Annotated in this window: 3 protein-coding genes; all 3 read right to left on the bottom strand. The window is 75.6% G+C overall.

Annotated elements, in window-relative coordinates; genetic code table 11:
• Nucleotides 1-431: 431 nt before the first annotated feature.
• Genes HHX37_RS01525 through HHX37_RS01535 form a run of 3 tightly spaced genes read right to left on the bottom strand, consistent with a single transcriptional unit; the run spans nucleotide 432 to nucleotide 16,787 of the window.
• Nucleotides 432-1,802 (bottom strand): cytochrome P450, encoded by a 1,371-nt coding sequence (locus HHX37_RS01525; RefSeq protein WP_182884265.1) that lies wholly within the window; start codon nucleotides 1,800-1,802, stop codon nucleotides 432-434.
• A complete protein-coding gene (locus tag HHX37_RS01530) occupies nucleotides 1,799-10,435 on the bottom strand; it encodes a type I polyketide synthase (RefSeq protein WP_182884266.1) in 8,637 nt (2,878 codons plus the stop codon). Before HHX37_RS01530 ends, HHX37_RS01525 begins: the two co-directional genes overlap by 4 nt.
• A 28-nt stretch (nucleotides 10,436-10,463) precedes the next feature.
• Nucleotides 10,464-16,787, bottom strand: a complete 6,324-nt coding sequence (locus tag HHX37_RS01535; RefSeq protein WP_182884267.1) for a type I polyketide synthase — start codon at nucleotides 16,785-16,787, stop codon at nucleotides 10,464-10,466.
• Between the last annotated feature and the right edge of the window lie 192 nt (nucleotides 16,788-16,979).

Raw genomic sequence — 16,979 nt, forward strand, 5'->3', positions numbered from 1 at the left:
TCAAGGGTAGGGTGACGCAGCGAAACCCCCGATCTATGCAAACCGCCTTGTGATCCCGGCATCGTCACAGCCGGCCGGTGGTCCGGGAGCGAAGTCATCGGATGAACGTTTCACCCCGGCGTCTTCCCGGGTGAGCCCCGCGGAGCCTCTGATGCGGCAGTTCGGCCGCTTCCGCGCCCTTCCGCGTTCGCGGCCGGACGCACAGCGCCACTTGACACCGTGCCCCCGCCTCGGCTTTGCTCCGCCCCACCACCACCGGTTGGTCTGTCGATGTGGAGGAGGGCGAAGACGAGGGCAGATTGTTAGCGTTAACAATCATCCGAGGGGCATGCCTGCGTCGGCTCGTCCCCGGGACCCCGGCGGACACCACGTCGAGGCCCCGCGACCGCCGTTGGCGGAGGCCTTTCGGAGACGGGCGGGTCACGCCGCCGTCAGTCCGTCGTCACCGAGCGCAGCGACGCGTGCATGGTGCCCTCGGGCTGGAGAGTGAGGCCGATCTTCGGTGCGAACTCACCCGGCTCCACCTCCAGATGGAAGCGCTGGGCGATGGTGGCCAGGACGAGGACCGAGGCGACCATGGCGAAACGCACGCCGATGCACACGCGAGTGCCGCCGCCGAAGGGGAACCAGGCACTCTCGGTGACCGTTCCGGCCGACGAGGCGTCCCGCGCCCACCGTTCCGGAGAGAACTCCTGCGGGTTCCCGAACCAGCGCGGGTCGAAGTGGGTGGCCCACGGGCTCATCCACACCTGGGTGCCCTTTCGTAGGGGCCGGCCCGCCAGCTTCGCTCCCTCGTCCGCCAGCGCGTAGATCATCCAGACCGGCGGCCGCATCCGCAGCGCCTCCTTGACGATCTGCTCGCAGTACGGCAGGCGCGCGTAGTCCTCGTAGCCCGGGACACGGCCGTTGAGGACCCGCCGCAGTTCATCGGTGAGCCTCTCCCGGACCCGGGGGTGGCGGGAGAGCAGATACCAGACCCACGCCAGCGCGGTGCCGGTGGTCTCGTGCGCCCCGACGTACATGGTGACGCACTCGTCGCGGATCTCCTTGTCGGTGAGGTGCGCGCCCGCGGCGTCCCGCGCGGCCAGGAGCCTGGTGAGCAGGTCGTCCCTTTCGGTCGGTGACTCACGCCGGAGGGTGACCAGGCGGCGCACCTCCGTGTCGAGGACGTCGACCGCGCGCTTGAGGCGGCGCCGTCCGGGCGTGCGCATCCAGTCGGGCATCATCGGCCCGAGACCGCGGAACTCGACGCCGATCTGGTGCTGGGCGATGAGCATGGAGTCGGCGATGACCTCCTCGCGCACCCCCGAGTCGGTGCCGAAGATCGTGCGGACCGTGATGCGCTGGCTCAGCGCGAGCATCTCCGCCGTGACGTCGACGCGCCGGCCGGGCGCCCACCGCGCGGCGAGCTCCTGCGCCGCCGCGCTCATGATCTCCGCGTACGCGCGGACCTGCCGGGGACGTACGGCGGGCTGAACCATGCCGCGCTTGCGCCGCCATTCGGGGCCACGGGACGTGATGAACCCGTCGCCCAGCAGGTGCCTGAAGGCGTAGCCGAGGTCGGGCTTGCGGAAGGTGAACTCGCGGCCGGCGAGCACCTCGTGGATCATCTCGGGGTTGTTCAGGAAGACGACGGGGGTCGGGCCCAGCCGCCACCGCACCTGGTCGGCGGGGTAGGAGGCCAGGCGGCTCAGGAACGCGAGGGGGTCCCTGGCGAACTCCGGGAGGCTGCCGAGGAGCGGCAGCCCGCGCGGGCCGTCGAGGACCGGGGCGATGGCGGTGCGGTCCGCTGCCGTGGTCATGAGGGGACTCCTTCGAGGGCGAAGAGGCCGGAGAGGTGGGCGGACAGCAGCGCCACCGAGGGGTGGTCCAGGGCGACGGTGGAGGGGAGGTCGGCGCCCAGCGCCTCGGAGAGCACGGTGCGCAGGTCGATGACCATGATCGAGTCGAGTCCCATGACGGCGAACTCGAGCTCGTCGTCGATCTCCGCGCCTTCGCCGAGCACGCCGGCGGCCGCGGCGCGGACGGTCCCCCTGAGCAGCCCGTCCCGCGACGCGGGGTCGAGCGTGGCCAGTTCGTCCCGGAGCCAGCCACGCGGACGGCGCCGGGAGACCACCGGACCGGCGGGCGGGGGGACGGGACGAGGCGACACGCCGGGGCGGAGCGCCGCGGCCGGATGCCCGTCCAGGTGGGAGGCGTGGCGCTCCTCGTCCAGGCGTACGGCGACCAGCCGGGCGGGACGGTCGGCCAGGGCCTCCAGGAGCAGGTCCTCAGCCTCCCGGTCGCTGAGCGGGCTCACCCCGCTTCTCGCGGAGGCCCGCTCCGTCGCCGCCGAGGCGGCGAGCCCACCGGCGTCCTCCGGGATCCAGGGCCCCCAGCCGATGCTCGTGGCGGGGACGCCGCGGGCGCGCAGCGACTCGGCGAGGCCGTCGAGGTAACCGTTGGCCGCCGCGTAGTTGGCCTGACCGGCGGAGCCGAGCACGGCCGAGGCGGAGGAGAACAGCACGAAGGACCTGAGGGTACGCGGGTCCAGGACCGCCGCCAGGGTGTCGGCGCCCCGGGCCTTGGCCGCGAAGACCTCGCGGAAGGAGGAGCCGGTCATCCGGTCGAAGGCCCGGTCGTCCGTCGTGCCCGCGAGGTGGAGCACGATCCCCAGCGGGGCGTCCCGTCCCGCCTCGGTGACGGCCCGGCGGCAGGCCGCGGGATCGGTGACGTCGCCCTGGACGACGCGGACCCGGACGCCTTCGGCGGTCAGGCGGGCGATGACCGCGCGGGCGGCGGCGCCGGGGGCCGAGCGTGCCATGAGCGTGACGGCGGGGACGCCGTGGCGGGCCAGGATCGCGGCGGCGCTCAGGCCCAGCGCGCCGAGTCCTCCGGTGATCAGGGCCGCGACGCCGGCCGGCGGGGAGTCCGTCCGCTCGCGCCGCCGGGGCGTCAGCCGCGCCGCCCGGACGCCCGCCGGCCCGACGGCGAGCCTCGTCTCCGGGACGCCCTCGTCCAGCAGTCGCGTGAGGGCGGCGGCGACGTGGGCGGGCTCCCAGCCGGCGTCGAGCGTCACCCTGATCAGCCGCCGTTCCCGCTGCTCGGTCTCCAGGGACGAGAGCATGCCCCACAGCGCCTCGCGGACCGGTGCCACGCGGTGGTCCGCCGCCGCCACGACCACGTAGGGAACGTGGGGCGGGGCGGCCTTGAGGGAGTCCGCGAGGGCTTGGACGGCGGTCAGCGCGTCGTCCGACGTGGCGGGCTCCGGGGGCGGGGTGAGGAACCGGGCTTCCAGGATCAGATCGGTCGCCAGGCCGGGTGGCAGATCGGGGGGCAGATCGGGAAGCGCGGCGTCGCGGCCGAGCGCCCGCGTCCGGTGCCCGAGCCGCTCGCACGCCTCGCCGATCCCGCCGCCGGCGCCCAGGACGGCGATGTGACGGACCCGGCCGCCGGGGGCGGCCGTCGCCGCCCAGCCGGTCCAGGTCAGCTCGTAGGCGTTGGCCGCGCCGGCCCGCAGCGACCGGCGCAGCAGCGCGCGCGGCGCCATGCGGAAGCGGAAGCCGTCCACGGTGAGGATGGTCGCGCCGTGCGCGTCGAACATGTGGAGGTCGGCGGAGGCGATCCGCCGGAAGTCGCCGTCCGGGCCGGCCTCGCCGTCGATGGTGGCCCTGACGTGTCCCCACAGGTCCCCGCCCGGCGCGGGACGGCCGGGGAAGGACAGGGCGGCGGCCGCGAACGGGATCGCGAGGTCCTGCCTCTCGGTCGCCGTGTCCCCGCGGGCGCCGGCGACCGCGAAGACGACGGCGGACTGCAGGCACGAGTCGAGCAGCCCGGGGTGGATCTCGTAGTCCCCGGGGTCCTCGCTCATCGCGGGCGGCCGGGTGAAGCGGATGAGCGCCTCGGCGCCGCGGATCCACACCTGGTCGATCCACCGGAAGGACGGGCCGAGGTGGTAGCCGAGCCCGCGCAGGTGGCGGTAGAAGTCCTCGCCGGTGAGGTGTGTCGCGGCCCCGGCCATGAACGCGTCCGGGTCGGGCGCGCCGCGCGCGGGAGCGGGGGCGCCGGGGACGAGCCTGGCCGTTAGGTGCTCCTGCCAGCGGTCGGCCTCCACCAGGCTCTGCACGCTGACGGTCCGCCTGCCGTCGCCGGCCTCGGTCTCGACGGTCTGCAGTTCGTAGCGTTCGCCCTCGCGGATCACCAGCGCCCGGGGGAAGTGCAGGTCCTCCAGGGAGACGGGGGCTCCTTGGGGCGCCAGCGCCGACAGGGCCGTCGCGATCTGGGAGGCGCCCGGCACCGAGACCGTGCCGTAGAGGCGGTGGTCGTCGAGGTGCGGCGGGTAGTCCGTGGTGCGCTCGGTGCGGAAGACCCGGCCGCGGAAGGCGGGTGAGCGCAGCGGAGTGCCCCAGGGAGGCGCCGCCGTCCTGGCCCGCGCCCAGTGCCGGGTGGGCGCGAACGGATAGAGCGGCGCGCCGGAGCGGGGGACGCCGCCCGGTCCCCGGGCCGCCCGCCAGCGGACGTCCTGGCCCAGCAGGTAGAGCGAGGCGAGGGCGGCGCGCAGGGAGGCGTGGTCGCGCGCTCCCCTGCGCAGGGAGGAGACCGCGCCCGGGGCGAATCCCCCGGCACGGACCAGGTTCACCAGGGTCCGGTCGGGGCCGACCTCCAGGCAGACGTCGACGTCGAGCGCGGTCAGCCACCGCAGGCCGTCGTGGAACCGGACGGGCTCACGGGCGTGCCGGCACCAGTACTCCGCGTCGTACGTCCCGGGACCGGCGGGCGACCCGGTGAGGTTCGAGATGATCGGCACCTCGGGGTCGTGGAACTCCACCCCGGCGAGCAGCCCGGCGAACTCCTCGACGGCGGGGTCGAGCAGGCGGGAGTGGAACGCGTGCGAGACGTTCAGCCGGCGATGGCGTACGCCCTCGGCGCGCAGGGCGGCTTCGAGCGCGTCCACGCCCTCCGGAGCGCCGGACAGCACGCTCGCCCGCGGGCCGTTGCGGGCGGCGAGGTCGAGACCGAAGTCGTCGGCCCAGGCGGCGGCCCGGTCGGCGGGGGCCTCGACGGACAGCATCGCGCCACGCGGGGTCGCCTGCATCAGCCGGGCGCGGTCGGCGACGAGCAGCAGGCCCGCCGAGCGCTCCAGCACGCCCGCGTGGACGGCGGCCGCGATCTCCCCGACGCTGTGTCCCATGACCACGGCGGGGGTGACGCCGAAGGACTCCCACAGGGCCGCGAGGGCGAGTTCCAGGGTGACGAGGGCGGGCTGGGTGATCCTGGTCTCGTCGAGCAGCCGCCGGTCGTCACCGTGGAACATCGCCTCGGCGAGGGAGACGCCGAGGACCGGCCGCAGGGTGCGGTCGCAGGAGTCGAAGACGCGCCGGAAGACCGGCTCGGTCTCGTAGAGGTCGCGGCCCATGCCGAAGTACTGGCTGCCCTGCCCCGAGAAGAGGAACGCGACGCGGGGCGGCCGGGTGGCCGGCGCGGCGGGCGGGTCCTCCCGGAGCGCCGCGAGGAGCTCCTCCCGGCCGCCGCCCAGCAGGACGCGGCGGTGGGGGAAGTGGGCGCGCCCGGCGCCCGCCGCCGCGGCGAGCGCGGGCAGTTCCCCGTCGGCCGCGGCCGACAGGCGGCGCTCCCACAGCGACGACAGCCTCGCGAGGCCTGCCGCGTCCGGCGCGGACAGCGGGATCAGATGAGGGCCGGACGACGGGAGCGGGACGGGCTCGCCGTCCGGCGGGGCGTCGGAGACGATCACGTGCGCGTTGGTCCCGGTGAAGCCGAACCCCGAGATCCCCGCCACCCTCGGGCGCTCTCCGCGGGGCCACGGGGTCGGGGCCGCGACGACCCGCAGGTCCGTCTCCGACCAGGCGATCTGCGGGTTGGGCGCGCTGAAGTGCAGGTTCGCGGGGATGGTGCCGTGCCGCAGGGCGAGGACGGTCTTGATGACGGCGATCACACCGGCGGCCGACTCGCTGTGGCCGATGTTGCTCTTCACCGAGCCCACGTGGAGCGGACCGGACCGCCGCCGCCCGAGGACCCGCCAGGCCGCGCCCAGCTCGATCGGGTCGCCCAGCGGCGTCCCGGTGCCGTGCGCCTCCAGATAGGACACGTCGGCGCCGTCGGTTCCGGCGTCGGCGAGGGCCGCGGTCAGCAGCGCCTCCTGCGCCGTTCCGTTCGGCGCGGTCAGCCCGGACGACGCTCCGTCCTGGTTCACCGCCGTGCCCCGGATCACGGCGTACACCGGGTCGCCGTCGCGCCGCGCGTCGCTCAGCCGTTTGAGGACGAGGACGCCGCATCCCTCGGCCCGGACGAACCCCTTCCCGTCGGCGGAGAACGACCGGCAGCGGCCGTCCGGCGCGAGCATGTGGGCCTGGCTCACCGCGACCGAGGACATGGGATCGAGCAGCACGTTGACGCCGCCCGCGAGGGCCGTGTCGGACTCTCCGGAGCGCAGGGACCTGACCGCGAGGTGCACGGCCACCAGGGACGAGGAACACGCCGTGTCGACGGCGAGGGCGGGCCCGGTCAGCCCCAGCGTGTAGGCGACGCGCCCGGCCGCGGCGTTCAGCGCGGTGCCGGTGCCGTAGTAGGCGTCCACCGCCTCGGCGCCGCCCGCCGCCAGGACGCGCGCGTAGTCGCCGTAGCTGATGCCGACGAACACGCCGGTGCGGGTGTTCCGCAGGGTCCGCGGGTCGATGCCGCCGTCTTCCAGGGCATGCCAGGCCGACTCGAGCAGCAGCCGTTGCTGGGGGTCCAGGTTGTCGGCCTCCCGGGCCGGGATGCCGAAGAACGCCGCGTCGAAGCGGGTGATGTCACGCAGGAAGCCGCCCTGGTCGGTGGTCATCCGGCCGCGCGCGGCGGCGTCCCAGCGGTCCTCGGGTGCGGTGGTGACGCCGTCGCGCCCCTCGCGCAGCAGCTCCCACAGCTCGTCCACCGAGTCGGCCTGGGGGAAGCGTCCCGCCATGCCGACGATGGCGATGGGCTCGGTGACCGGATCCGGCTCGGTGGAGACGGCGGCGGGATGGATGACGGGGTGCGGCCGTACGTCCCGGGGTGCCGGCGCCGGGTCCGCGGCGGACCGGCCGTCGCCGTCACCGTCGCCGAGGATGAAGCCGGACAGTTCGGCGATGGTGGGGTGGTCGAACAGGTCCGCCGGGCGCACCGGCGTCCCGAACACCCGCGACAGCGTGACGGCCAGGTCGGCCGCCATGATCGAGTCGAGCCCGAGGGAGAGGAACCCGGCGTCGTTCCGGAGCGCCGCGGGGTCGTCGTGCCCGAGCTGCACGGCGAGCAGCCGCGCGACGTGGGCCCGGACCACGCTCTCCCGTTCACGCTCCGGCAGGCCGCGCAGGTCCGGCAGGCCCCCCGCCCTCCGCGCCTCCTCCGTCTCCGCTGTCTCGGGTGCCTCCGAAGGCTCCGGCGCCGGTCCGGAGGCCGGCTCCCGCCGGGCGGCGCCTCCGGCCAGCTCCGCGAACAGGCCGCGCGGGCGCAGGCCCGACATGGTGCGCCCGAAGCGGTCCACGTCGAGCGGGCAGGCCACCAGGTGCCCGGCCGGCCCGGAGACCCGGTCGGTCAGCGCCGCGCAGCCCGCCCCCGGGTCCAGCTCGCCGACTCCCACCCGGGCCGAGCGCTCACGCGTGACGTCGTCCGCCAGTCCGGCGCCGTCAAGGGCCCACGGGCCGTACGCGATGCTCACGGCGGGCAGCCCGATGGACAGCCGGTGGGCGGCGAGGGCGTCCAGGCCGCCGTTGGCGGCGGCGTACGCGGCGCAGCCCTTGGTGCCCCACACGGCGGAGACCGACGAGACCAGGACGAAGAAGTCCAGCGGCCAGACGCGGGCGGCCTGGTGCAGCCACCAGGCTCCGCCGTACTTGTGCCGCAGCGCCGCCTCGAAGTCCGCGGCCCGCAGGTCGGCCGCCGGGGCGCGGCCGAGCGTGCCTGCCGCGTGGACCACTCCCCGCACGGCGGGCATGTCGCCCAGCGGCGCGCAGGCCGCGGCCAGGGCCTCGGGGGTGTCGCAGCCTCCGCCCCGGTAGACGACGCGCACCCCGTCGCGCCGCAGCCGGGCCAGCAGGGCCGAGCCCTCCCCGGTCAGCTCGCCGGGCGCGCGGCGGCCGACGACGAGGAGATGCCGGGCGCCGCGCCGGACGAGGTCGCCGACCAGTTCCCGGCCCACGGCGCCGAGCCCGCCGGTGACGACGTAGGTGGCGTCGTCCCGGACGGTCAGGTGCGACGGCTGCCGGTCCGCCGGCCGCAGCCGGGCCACCAGGACGCGTCCGTCGCGGACGGCCGCGAGGTCCTCGTCGCCGCCGGCGGCGACGAACTCGACCAGGGCCCGCGCGTCCTCGGGGGTGGGCTCGCCGGGCAGGTCCACGACGCCGCCCCAGGCGTCGCCGAACTCCAGCCCCAGCACGGGCGCCAGGCCGTGCAGGAGACCGTGGTCCGTGGCCGGGACGTGGTCGCGCTCGCTCGTGCGCAGGGCGGCGCGGGTCACCACGTACACCCGGCGGCCCGGCCGTCGCGCCGCCAGCTCGCGCACCTCGGCGGTGACCGCGGCGCAGAGATCGGCCCCCGCCGGCATCGGCGACGCCCGCATCGCCAGGAGCACGGGTCCGCCGGCGTCGGCGCGGACGGCGTCGGGACACGCCGACTCGATCAGGCCGAGGAGTTCGCGGTCGTCTCCCGTCAGCGTCACGGCGGCGGTGTCGACCGACGCCGCGACCTCCCGGACGGCCCAGCCGATCTCGTACGTGGAGGGGCGGCCGGGGGCGTACCGCTGCCGCTGCCAGGGGTAGGCCGGCAGGTCGGTCACCTGCCGCGGCAGGCCGGCGGCGTTCCGGGCCGGTTCGGCCACCTCCCCGGGCGAGTCGGTCGCCGGGCCCTCGTCGGCCAGGCGGCGCAGGGCCGCGGCCGCCGCCTCCGGATCGGCGGCGTCGATCCAGGCCTGGACGGCGTGCCGGGTCGTCCCGTGCGTGGCCGTGTAGGCGAAGGCCGCGTAGCGCTCGGGACCCAGCGCGACGACACGTTCCGCGTAGCGGGCGGCGAGGGCCCGCAGCGCCCGGGGCGTCCTGGCCGACACGGTGAAGCCCCTGACGGGGACGCCCTCCGCGGGAGGCGTCACGGGGTCGGGCGGGCCCACGATCACGTGGGCGTTCGTGCCGCTCATCCCGAACGAGCTCACCCCGGCGTACGGCCCGCAGCCCTCGGCCCAGCCGGTGAGCGTCTCCGGCACGACGATGCCGGTGCCGGACAGGTCGATCCTGGGGTTGAGCGTCCGGAAGTGGACCACCGGGGGCACCTGGCGGTGCCGTACGCACAGGAGGGCCTTGATCAGCCCCGCGATGCCCGCGGCGGCCTCCAGGTGCCCGAAGTTGCTCTTGACGGACCCGACGTGCAGCGGCAGGCCGCCGTTGTCCCGGCCGATGACCGCCGCCAGGGCCTCCATCTCGATCGGGTCGCCGAGGGCGGTGCCCGTGCCGTGCGCCTCGACGTGCCCGATGTCGGAGGGCCGGAGGCCGGCGTCCTCCAGGGCCGCCCGCAGGAGGGAGATCTGGGAGAGCGGATTGGGCGCGGTGAAGCCGCCGGACCGGCCGTCCTGGTTGACGGCCGTGCCCCGGATCACCCCGTGGACCCGGTCGCCGTCGCGCAGCGCGTGGTCGAGCCGCTTGAGGACGACCGCCCCGCACCCCTCTCCCCGGGAGAAGCCGTTCGCCCTGGCGTCGAACGGCCGGCACAGGCCGTCCGGCGACAGGGATCGGGTCTCCCGCACCAGCCGCGCCGAGGTGGGCGACAGGATGAGGTTCGTGCCGGCGGCGAAGGCGATCTCGCACTCTCCGCGGCGCAGGGCCTGCACGGCCAGGTGCACGCCGACGAGCGAGGAGGAACAGGCGGTGTCGACCGCGAGCGTGGGCCCGGTCAGCCCCAGCGCGTACGCGACGCGGCCCGCGGCGAAGTTGTGGCCGTTGCCGGTGGTGGCGTAGGCGTCGGGCTCGTCCCGCAGCCAGTCGCGGTAGTCCTGCCACATGACGCCGAGGTAGAAGCCGGCGCGGGTGCCCGCGACCCGCTCCGCCGGCAGGCCCGCGTTCTCCATCGCCTCCCACACCACCTCCAGCAGCAGCCGGTGCTGGGGGTCGAGATGACGGGCCTCGCGGGGGCTGATGCCGAAGAACTCCGCGTCGAAACCGAGCACGTCGTCGAGGAACCCGCCGCGCTGGGGCAGGCCTTCCCACGCGTCGCCGAAGGGGCCCCTGCGCTCGCGCGGCATCGGGCGCACCAGGTCGCGGCCCGCGGTGAGGGCCGCCCAGTAGCCGTCGAGGTCGGTGATGCCTCCGGGCAGCCTGAGCCCGGCGCCCACGATCGCGATCGGCTGGTTCCCCCGCTGCTCGTCGAGCTGCCGCCGCAACGTGCGGATGGTGGCGAGGGCACGGGTGAGCGGGGTCGGCTTGGTGGCCTCTTCCATGGCGGATCCCTCGGGGTGGGTGGACGGGTCAGGCGCTGTTCGCGGCCGGGGACAGCTGGTGGCAGAGGGCCCGCGACAGCGCCTTGGAATTGGTGTGCGCCCACAGCAGCGTGGGCGAGAGCCTGAGACCGAACGCCGATTCCAGGCGGTTGCGCAGCTCCAGGCTCATCAGCGAGTCGAGCCCGAGCCCCTTGAAGGGGACCTCGCTCTCGATGTGCTCGGGCGCCAGGCGCAGGACGCGCCCGGCGAGCTCCCGGATCTTGGTCTCCACCAGGGCCAGCCGGGCCTGCTCGGGCAGCTCCGAGAGGCGGGCGCGGAACTCGCCGCCCTGCCCGGCGCCCGGGTCCCGGGCCGCCTCCCGCAGGTGGCGCCAGCTTCCCAGCGCCGCCGTCGCCGGGTACGCGTCGAACCACCGGCGTGGTTCGAGCTCCACGTAGCCCTGCACGGCCACGCCGGTGTCCAGCATGCGGACCAGCGCCGGCCAGGCCTCGGACGTCGGGAAGCCTCCCATGCCCAGGTCGGCGAGCCTGGCGCCGCGCCTGGCGTCCCCGGCGGCCAGGCCCACCTCGGTGAAGGGACCCCACTGCACGCTGAGCCCCGGCAGGCCGCGCCGCCTCCGGGACTCGGCGAGCGCGTCCAGGAAGGAGTTCGCCGCCGCGTAGGCCGCCTGTCCCGCGGTGCCGACGAGCGCCGCCGCGGACGAGAAGAGGACGAAGAGGTCCAGCGGGTCGTCCGTGGTGGCCGCGTCGAGGTTGCGGGCGCCGTCCACCTTGGGGCGCGTCGTGTCGGCGAGGTGCCGGGGCGTCATGCGGGTGACCGTGGTGTCGGCGAGCACTCCGGCCGCGTGGAACACCCCGCGCAGCGGCGGCAGGTCCCGCCGTACGTCGTCCAGCGCCGCGCACAGCCCCGCCTGGTCCGCGACGTCGCACACGACCGTGCGCACCCGCGTCCCGCCGTCCCGGAGCGCGGCGACGCGCCGGGCCGGGCCGGGGCCGGGCTCCGAGCGCCCCAGCAGGACCAGGCAGCCTGCGCCGTTCTCGGCGAGGAACTCCGCGAGCGAGAGGCCGAGCGCCCCCATGCCGCCGGTGACGAGGTAGGTGCCGTCCGCGCGGAAACGCCCGCCGGGCAGCGGCACACAGGCCACCCGGCCGACCGTCTCCGGGGCGGTGAGCACAGCCTCGTCGCCGTCCTCCGGCGGATGGGCGAAGGGGCGGGTGCCGATCGGCAGGGGGCCGAGTTCGTCCGCCGTGACCAGGTCCCAGACCCGGGCGAGCGTCTCCGGCGCGCGCCCGGCGAGCTCGGCGGGGTCGACGACGGCGTAGATCACGCCCTCGCGGAACAGGCCCAGGTCCACCCGCTGGTACGGCCCGCCCCCGGGGCCTCTGACGTCGATGAACCGGCCGCCCCGGGCGAGCGCGCCGAGGCCGGCGGGCAGCGTCGATCCGCCGAGACAGTCGACGACGACGTCGGCTCCCCTGCCGCCGGTGACCCGCCGTACCGCGTCGGGCCAGGACGGGTCGCGCAGGTCGATCCGCTGCAGGTCGATCCGCTGTGGGCCGGTCGGGAGCGGGTCGATCCGAGGTGCGTCGGCCGGATGCGAGTCGGTTGGATGCGGGTCGATCCGGTCATGCTCGTGCGGTGCCGGGCCGGGCGCCGCGGTGACGACCCGCGCGCCCAGGCGCCGTGCCAGCCGTACGGCAGCCTGTCCGAGAGCACCGTCCCCGGACAGGACCAGCACGGTCTGGCCCGGCTGGACGCGGCCGATCTCGGTGAGGGCGTGCCAGGCGACGGCCGCCGGGAGCGCGATCCCGGCCGCCTCGGCGTCGGTGAGCGTGTCCGGGATCGTCCGGGCGCGCTCCGCTCGGACGACGACATGGCTGGCCGGGGGACCGGCGGCGAGGGCCACCACCCGGTCCCCCCGGTTCACCGGGGCCCTCCGGTTCACCCGGTCCTCTCCGTCCATCCGGGCCTCTCGGGCCGGCCCGGTCGCGACGACCCTGCCCGCGACGGCGTTCCCGGTGGACGGCGCCGCGGTGACCTCGATCTCGATCTCGCCGTCCTCCGGCGGACGTCGCTCCAGGGGGACGTGGTCCCGCCCCTCGGCCCGGAAGGGCTGCGGTCCGGTGCGAGGGGCGGGAAGTGTGAGGTCCGGCTCGGGTTCGCCTCGGGTGATCCTGGCCGCCAGCCGGGTGGAGCCGCGCAGCACGATCTGGTCCTCGGCGTCCGGGCCGAGCAGTTCGGCCGCGCACCGGGCGGCCCAGCCGGAGCCGGTCCAGTCGGAGCCTGCGAAGTCGGCCGGGTCGACGTCGGCGGGGTCGATGCCGGCCGCGTCGATGTCGGCGGGGTCGACGTCCACCAACCGTGGTTCGAGCTCCGGATGTTCGCGCCGCAGCACCCTGGTGTAGCCCCAGTAGAGCGCGGCCCCGGGGTCGGGGGGTGCGGTGGTGCCGGTGCCCTGGGCCAGGGTGGTGACGACGGTCAGGCGCGGCGACGCGCCCGCCGTGACGCACTCCCTCACGATGCCGGTGAGCCGGTTCAGGCCCTCGATCTGCGCCTCGTGCCCGGCGTCCGCCCCCGGTGCGACGAACAGCACGGCGTCGGCCGCGGCCGCCTCGTCCGTCACCCGCGCGCCGGCCGCCGTGAGGGCTGCAGAGAGGGCTGAGACGAGCCGGTCGGCCGGCGTCGCGCCGCCGTACACGGCCCAGCGGCCCGGCTCGGCGGGCGTCCCGGCGGGGGGAGGCACCTCGGTCCAGCCGACGTGGTGCAGCCGGGCCGTGTCGGCGGTCACGGCCGCGGCGCCCGGCAGCGGCCGCATTTCGAGGCCCTCCACGGTCAGCAGCGGCTCGTGCCGCTCGCCGAACACGAACACGTCCACCCGGCCGTCGCCGTCGCGTACGGCGTGCGACCAGCAGGCGGCGACGGGCTGGTCCGGATCGGCCAGGACCCGGACCCGCCGGACCGCGGTGGGCACCAGCGCGTCGGCTCCGCCGTACAGGGTGAGGGCGATCTGCAGGCAGCCGTCCCAGAGGGCGGGGTGCAGGGGGGAACCGGCGCGGCTGCTCCCGCTCAGGCGCTCGGCGAGGACCACCCGCCCGAGGGCGCGCCCGCCCGCCGGGTCCAGGTACAGCGTCCGCACCCCCTGGAAGGCCGGGCCGTAGTCGAGACCCCGGTCCCCGCACTCCTGGTAGAAGGAGCTCACGTCGGTGGGCTCCACACCCGTGTGCCACTCGGGAAACCCGGGCACGGGGAGCGGCTCCGGGTCAGCGGAGACCTCGGCGACGGCGTTGACGGTCCACTCGTCCGCCCCCTCGGGCAGCGACAGCAGACGGAAGGCGCCGCCCCTCGGGTGGTCTCGCCACTCGGCGGTCAGGCGCGAGGGCCGTTCGTCGTCGAGGGCCACCTCCTTGTGGAAGACGACGTTCTCCAAGGTCAGGGAGCTCTCGGGGGCCAGCGCGCTCCGGGCGGCCAGCGGCGGACGGCCGGCGCGGGCCCGCGCGGTGGCGACGGCGGCGCCGAGAATCGCGGCCCCCGGCAGCACGGCCGTGCCGTACACCTTGTGATCGCCCAGCCAGGGGACGGCCCGCGCCGACAGTTCCAGGGCGCCGTGCCAGGCGCCGCGCTCACCGGGGGCGGGGCCGAGGCGGACGTCGAGGCCGCGGGCGGCCGGCCCGGACGCGGCCCCGCCCGCGACCCAGTGGCGGTCCGCGCGCAGGGGGTGGCCGGGCAGCGGGCGGAAGCCGTTCCTCGGCAGCTCGGCGAATGGTTCGAGCCCCGCCACGTACGCCCTGGCCAGGGCTGCCGCGAAGTCCTCGGTGCCGCCCGCGTCCCGGCGCAGCGTGGTCAGGACGGCGATCGGCCGGTCGCCTGCTCCGGTCCCGGTCCCGGTGGCGGTCTCGGGGACGATCACGGGGTTGATCACGGGGGCGAGCACGGGGTGCGGGCTGATCTCGACGACGTGGGTGACGCCGTCCTCCAGGAGCGCGTTCATCGCGTCGGCGAACAGGACCGGGTCGCGCAGGTTGTCCGTCCAGTAGGCGGCGTCCAGTTCGGCGCCCTCGACCCGCCGGCCCCGGACCGTCGACAGCATCGCGACGCGGCCCTCGCGCGGCCTCACCGGGGCGAGCGCGGTGAGCAGGTCCTCCCGCAGGGGGTCCATCTGGGGGCTGTGTGAGGCGTAGTCGACGTTGACCAGCCTGCAGTACGTGCCCTCGGCCTCCAGGATCTCCTTCAGCGTGAGCACGGCCTCCTGCTCGCCGGAGAGCACACAGGAGCGCGGCCCGTTGTGGACGGCCAGGGAGACGCTGTCCTCGAAGCCCGCGAGCGCCTCCACCGCCTCCTCCCGGGACAGGTCGACGGCGAGCATCCGGCCCCGGCCCGAGGCCCGGCGGGCGATGGCGCTGCGCCGCGCCATGACCAGGGCGGCGTCCTCGTAGGAGAGGATGCCCGCGACGGTCGCCGCGGTGATCTCGCCCTGGCTGTGACCGAGGACGACGTCGGGTTCGACCCCGCAGGCACGCCAGAGTTCGGCCAGCCCCAGCGACATGGCCCACAGCGTGGGCTGCAGCATGTCGATGCGGGTCGTCCACTCCTCGCCGCCGGAGCCGGAGAAGACGCCGCGCGGGTCCCAGGACACGTGGGGACGGAGGGCCTCGGCGCACCGGTCGACGACTGCGGCGAACAGCGGGCTCTCGCGGTACAGCGACCGCCCCATGCCGCTCCACTGCGAGCCCTGTCCCGGGAAGACGAAGGCGACGCGGCCCCTTTCGACGGCCCTTCCCGTCACCCCGCTCTCCGGGTCGGCGGCGAGCGTCTCCAGGGCGGCGCGGAGCCGTCCGGCGTCGGGGGCGACGCACGCGGCGCGGACCGGGAAGTGGTCGCGGCGATGGGCGAGCCGGCCGGCGAGTTCGGCGATCCCGGTGACCTCTTCGATCCCGGTGACCCCCTCGGGGACGAAGGACGTCATCCGGCCGGCCAGTTCGGCGAGGGACCCGCTGTCCTTGGCGGAGAGGGGGACGACGGCGGGCAGACCGGTCGGAACCGCGCCCGCGGGGGTGGCTTCGGGGTGCGTGCCCGTGGGAGGCGGGGAGGACACGACGACATGGGCGTTCGTACCGCCCCAGCCGAACGAGCTGACCCCCAGGTGGACCGGGCCGTCCGGCGCGAGTGCGAGCGGCTCACGCGCGACGCGCACCCCCAGCCCCTCGAAGTCGATGCCGGGGTTGAGCGTCCCGGCGTGCAGGCTCGGCGGGACGACCCGGTGCCGCAGCGCGAGCAGCAGCTTGAACAGGCCCGCCAGGCCCGCGCACGCCTCAAGGTGGCCGATGTTGGTCTTCACCGAGCCGATGTGGACCGGGTCGCCGGTGCGGCCGGCGCCGAGGACCCGCCCGATGGCGGTCGCCTCGATCGGGTCGCCGCGCCCGGTCCCGGTGCCGTGCGCCTCGATGTAGGCGGGGACGACGCCCTGCCGGTAGGCCTGCCGCAGCAGGTCCTCCTGCCCTTCGGGACTGGGGGTGACCAGGCTGTCGCCGCCACCGTCGTTGTTGACCACGGTGCGGACGACCACGCCGTGGACGCGGTCGCCGTCCGCCAGCGCCCGGTCGAGCGTCTTCACGTAGAGCGCGGCGACGCCCTCCCCGCGGACGAAGCCGTCCGCGCCGGCCGCGAAGGCCGCGCAGCGCCCCTGTGGGGAGAGCGCGCCGAAATGGGTGAGCCCGACGGTGACATGCGGGTCGAGCATGAGGTTCACCCCGCCGACGATCGCGGCGTCGATCTCGCCCTGACGCAGGGCCTGCGCGGCGAGGTGGAGCGCCACCAGCGAGGAGGAACACCCGGTCTCCACGGTCATGCTGGGGCCGCGGAGCCTGAGGAAGTACGACAGGCGCGCGGCGATGACGTCCAGGGCGTTGCCCACCAGGCTGTGCGGGGTCGCATGGGCGCCCCGCCGGCCGCGGAGGAGTTCGTAGTCGTGCCAGGAGGCTCCGACGTAGACCCCGGTCCTGCTGCCCGCGAGGTCGCTCGCGCGGACGCCCGCGTCCTCCAGGGTCCGCCAGCCCGTCTCCAGCAGGAGCCGCTGCTGGGGATCGATGTCGGCGGCCTCGCGCGGCGACACGCCGAAGAACGCCGCGTCGAAGCGGTCCACCCCGTCGATGAAGCCGCCCACCGCCTGGATCCGCCTGTCGGGATCGAGCGGCTGCGAGGCGTCCCAGCGGTCGGCGGGGACGGGTCCGATCGCGCTGTCCCCGTTCATCAGCAGCCGCCACAGGCTCTCGGCGTCGGGGGCACCCGGGAAGCGGCCGGCCATTCCCACGATGGCGATCGGGCAGGTGAGGTCGTGGACCGTGTCGGCGTCCATGCGCTGCCTTTTCTGTTCCGAAGCTTCCGCTGACCTTTCCGGGCCGAAGCTGTTTCGGTGGCGCCTGCTCGCGGCGGTTCTTCCGCAGCCTAGGATCGTGAATTCGGGCGTCACAACCCTTGTTGAATTCGGGCCCACCCCCTACCCGGCCCCTAAGGGGGTTGTCCGTCGCGCCGGGCCGTTCCTAGGCTC

The organism is Microbispora sp. H10885 (assembly GCF_014161415.1).
GTDB classification, from domain to species: Bacteria; Actinomycetota; Actinomycetes; order Streptosporangiales; family Streptosporangiaceae; genus Microbispora; species Microbispora triticiradicis.

What these genes read in the sequence shown, in the direction of transcription:
- HHX37_RS01525 (WP_182884265.1), bottom strand. Translation starts at nt 1,802, where the DNA reads ATGACCACGGCAGCGGACCGCACCGCCATCGCCCCGGTCCTCGACGGC.
- HHX37_RS01530 (WP_182884266.1), bottom strand. Translation starts at nt 10,435, where the DNA reads ATGGAAGAGGCCACCAAGCCGACCCCGCTCACCCGTGCCCTCGCCACC.
- HHX37_RS01535 (WP_182884267.1), bottom strand. Translation starts at nt 16,787, where the DNA reads ATGGACGCCGACACGGTCCACGACCTCACCTGCCCGATCGCCATCGTG.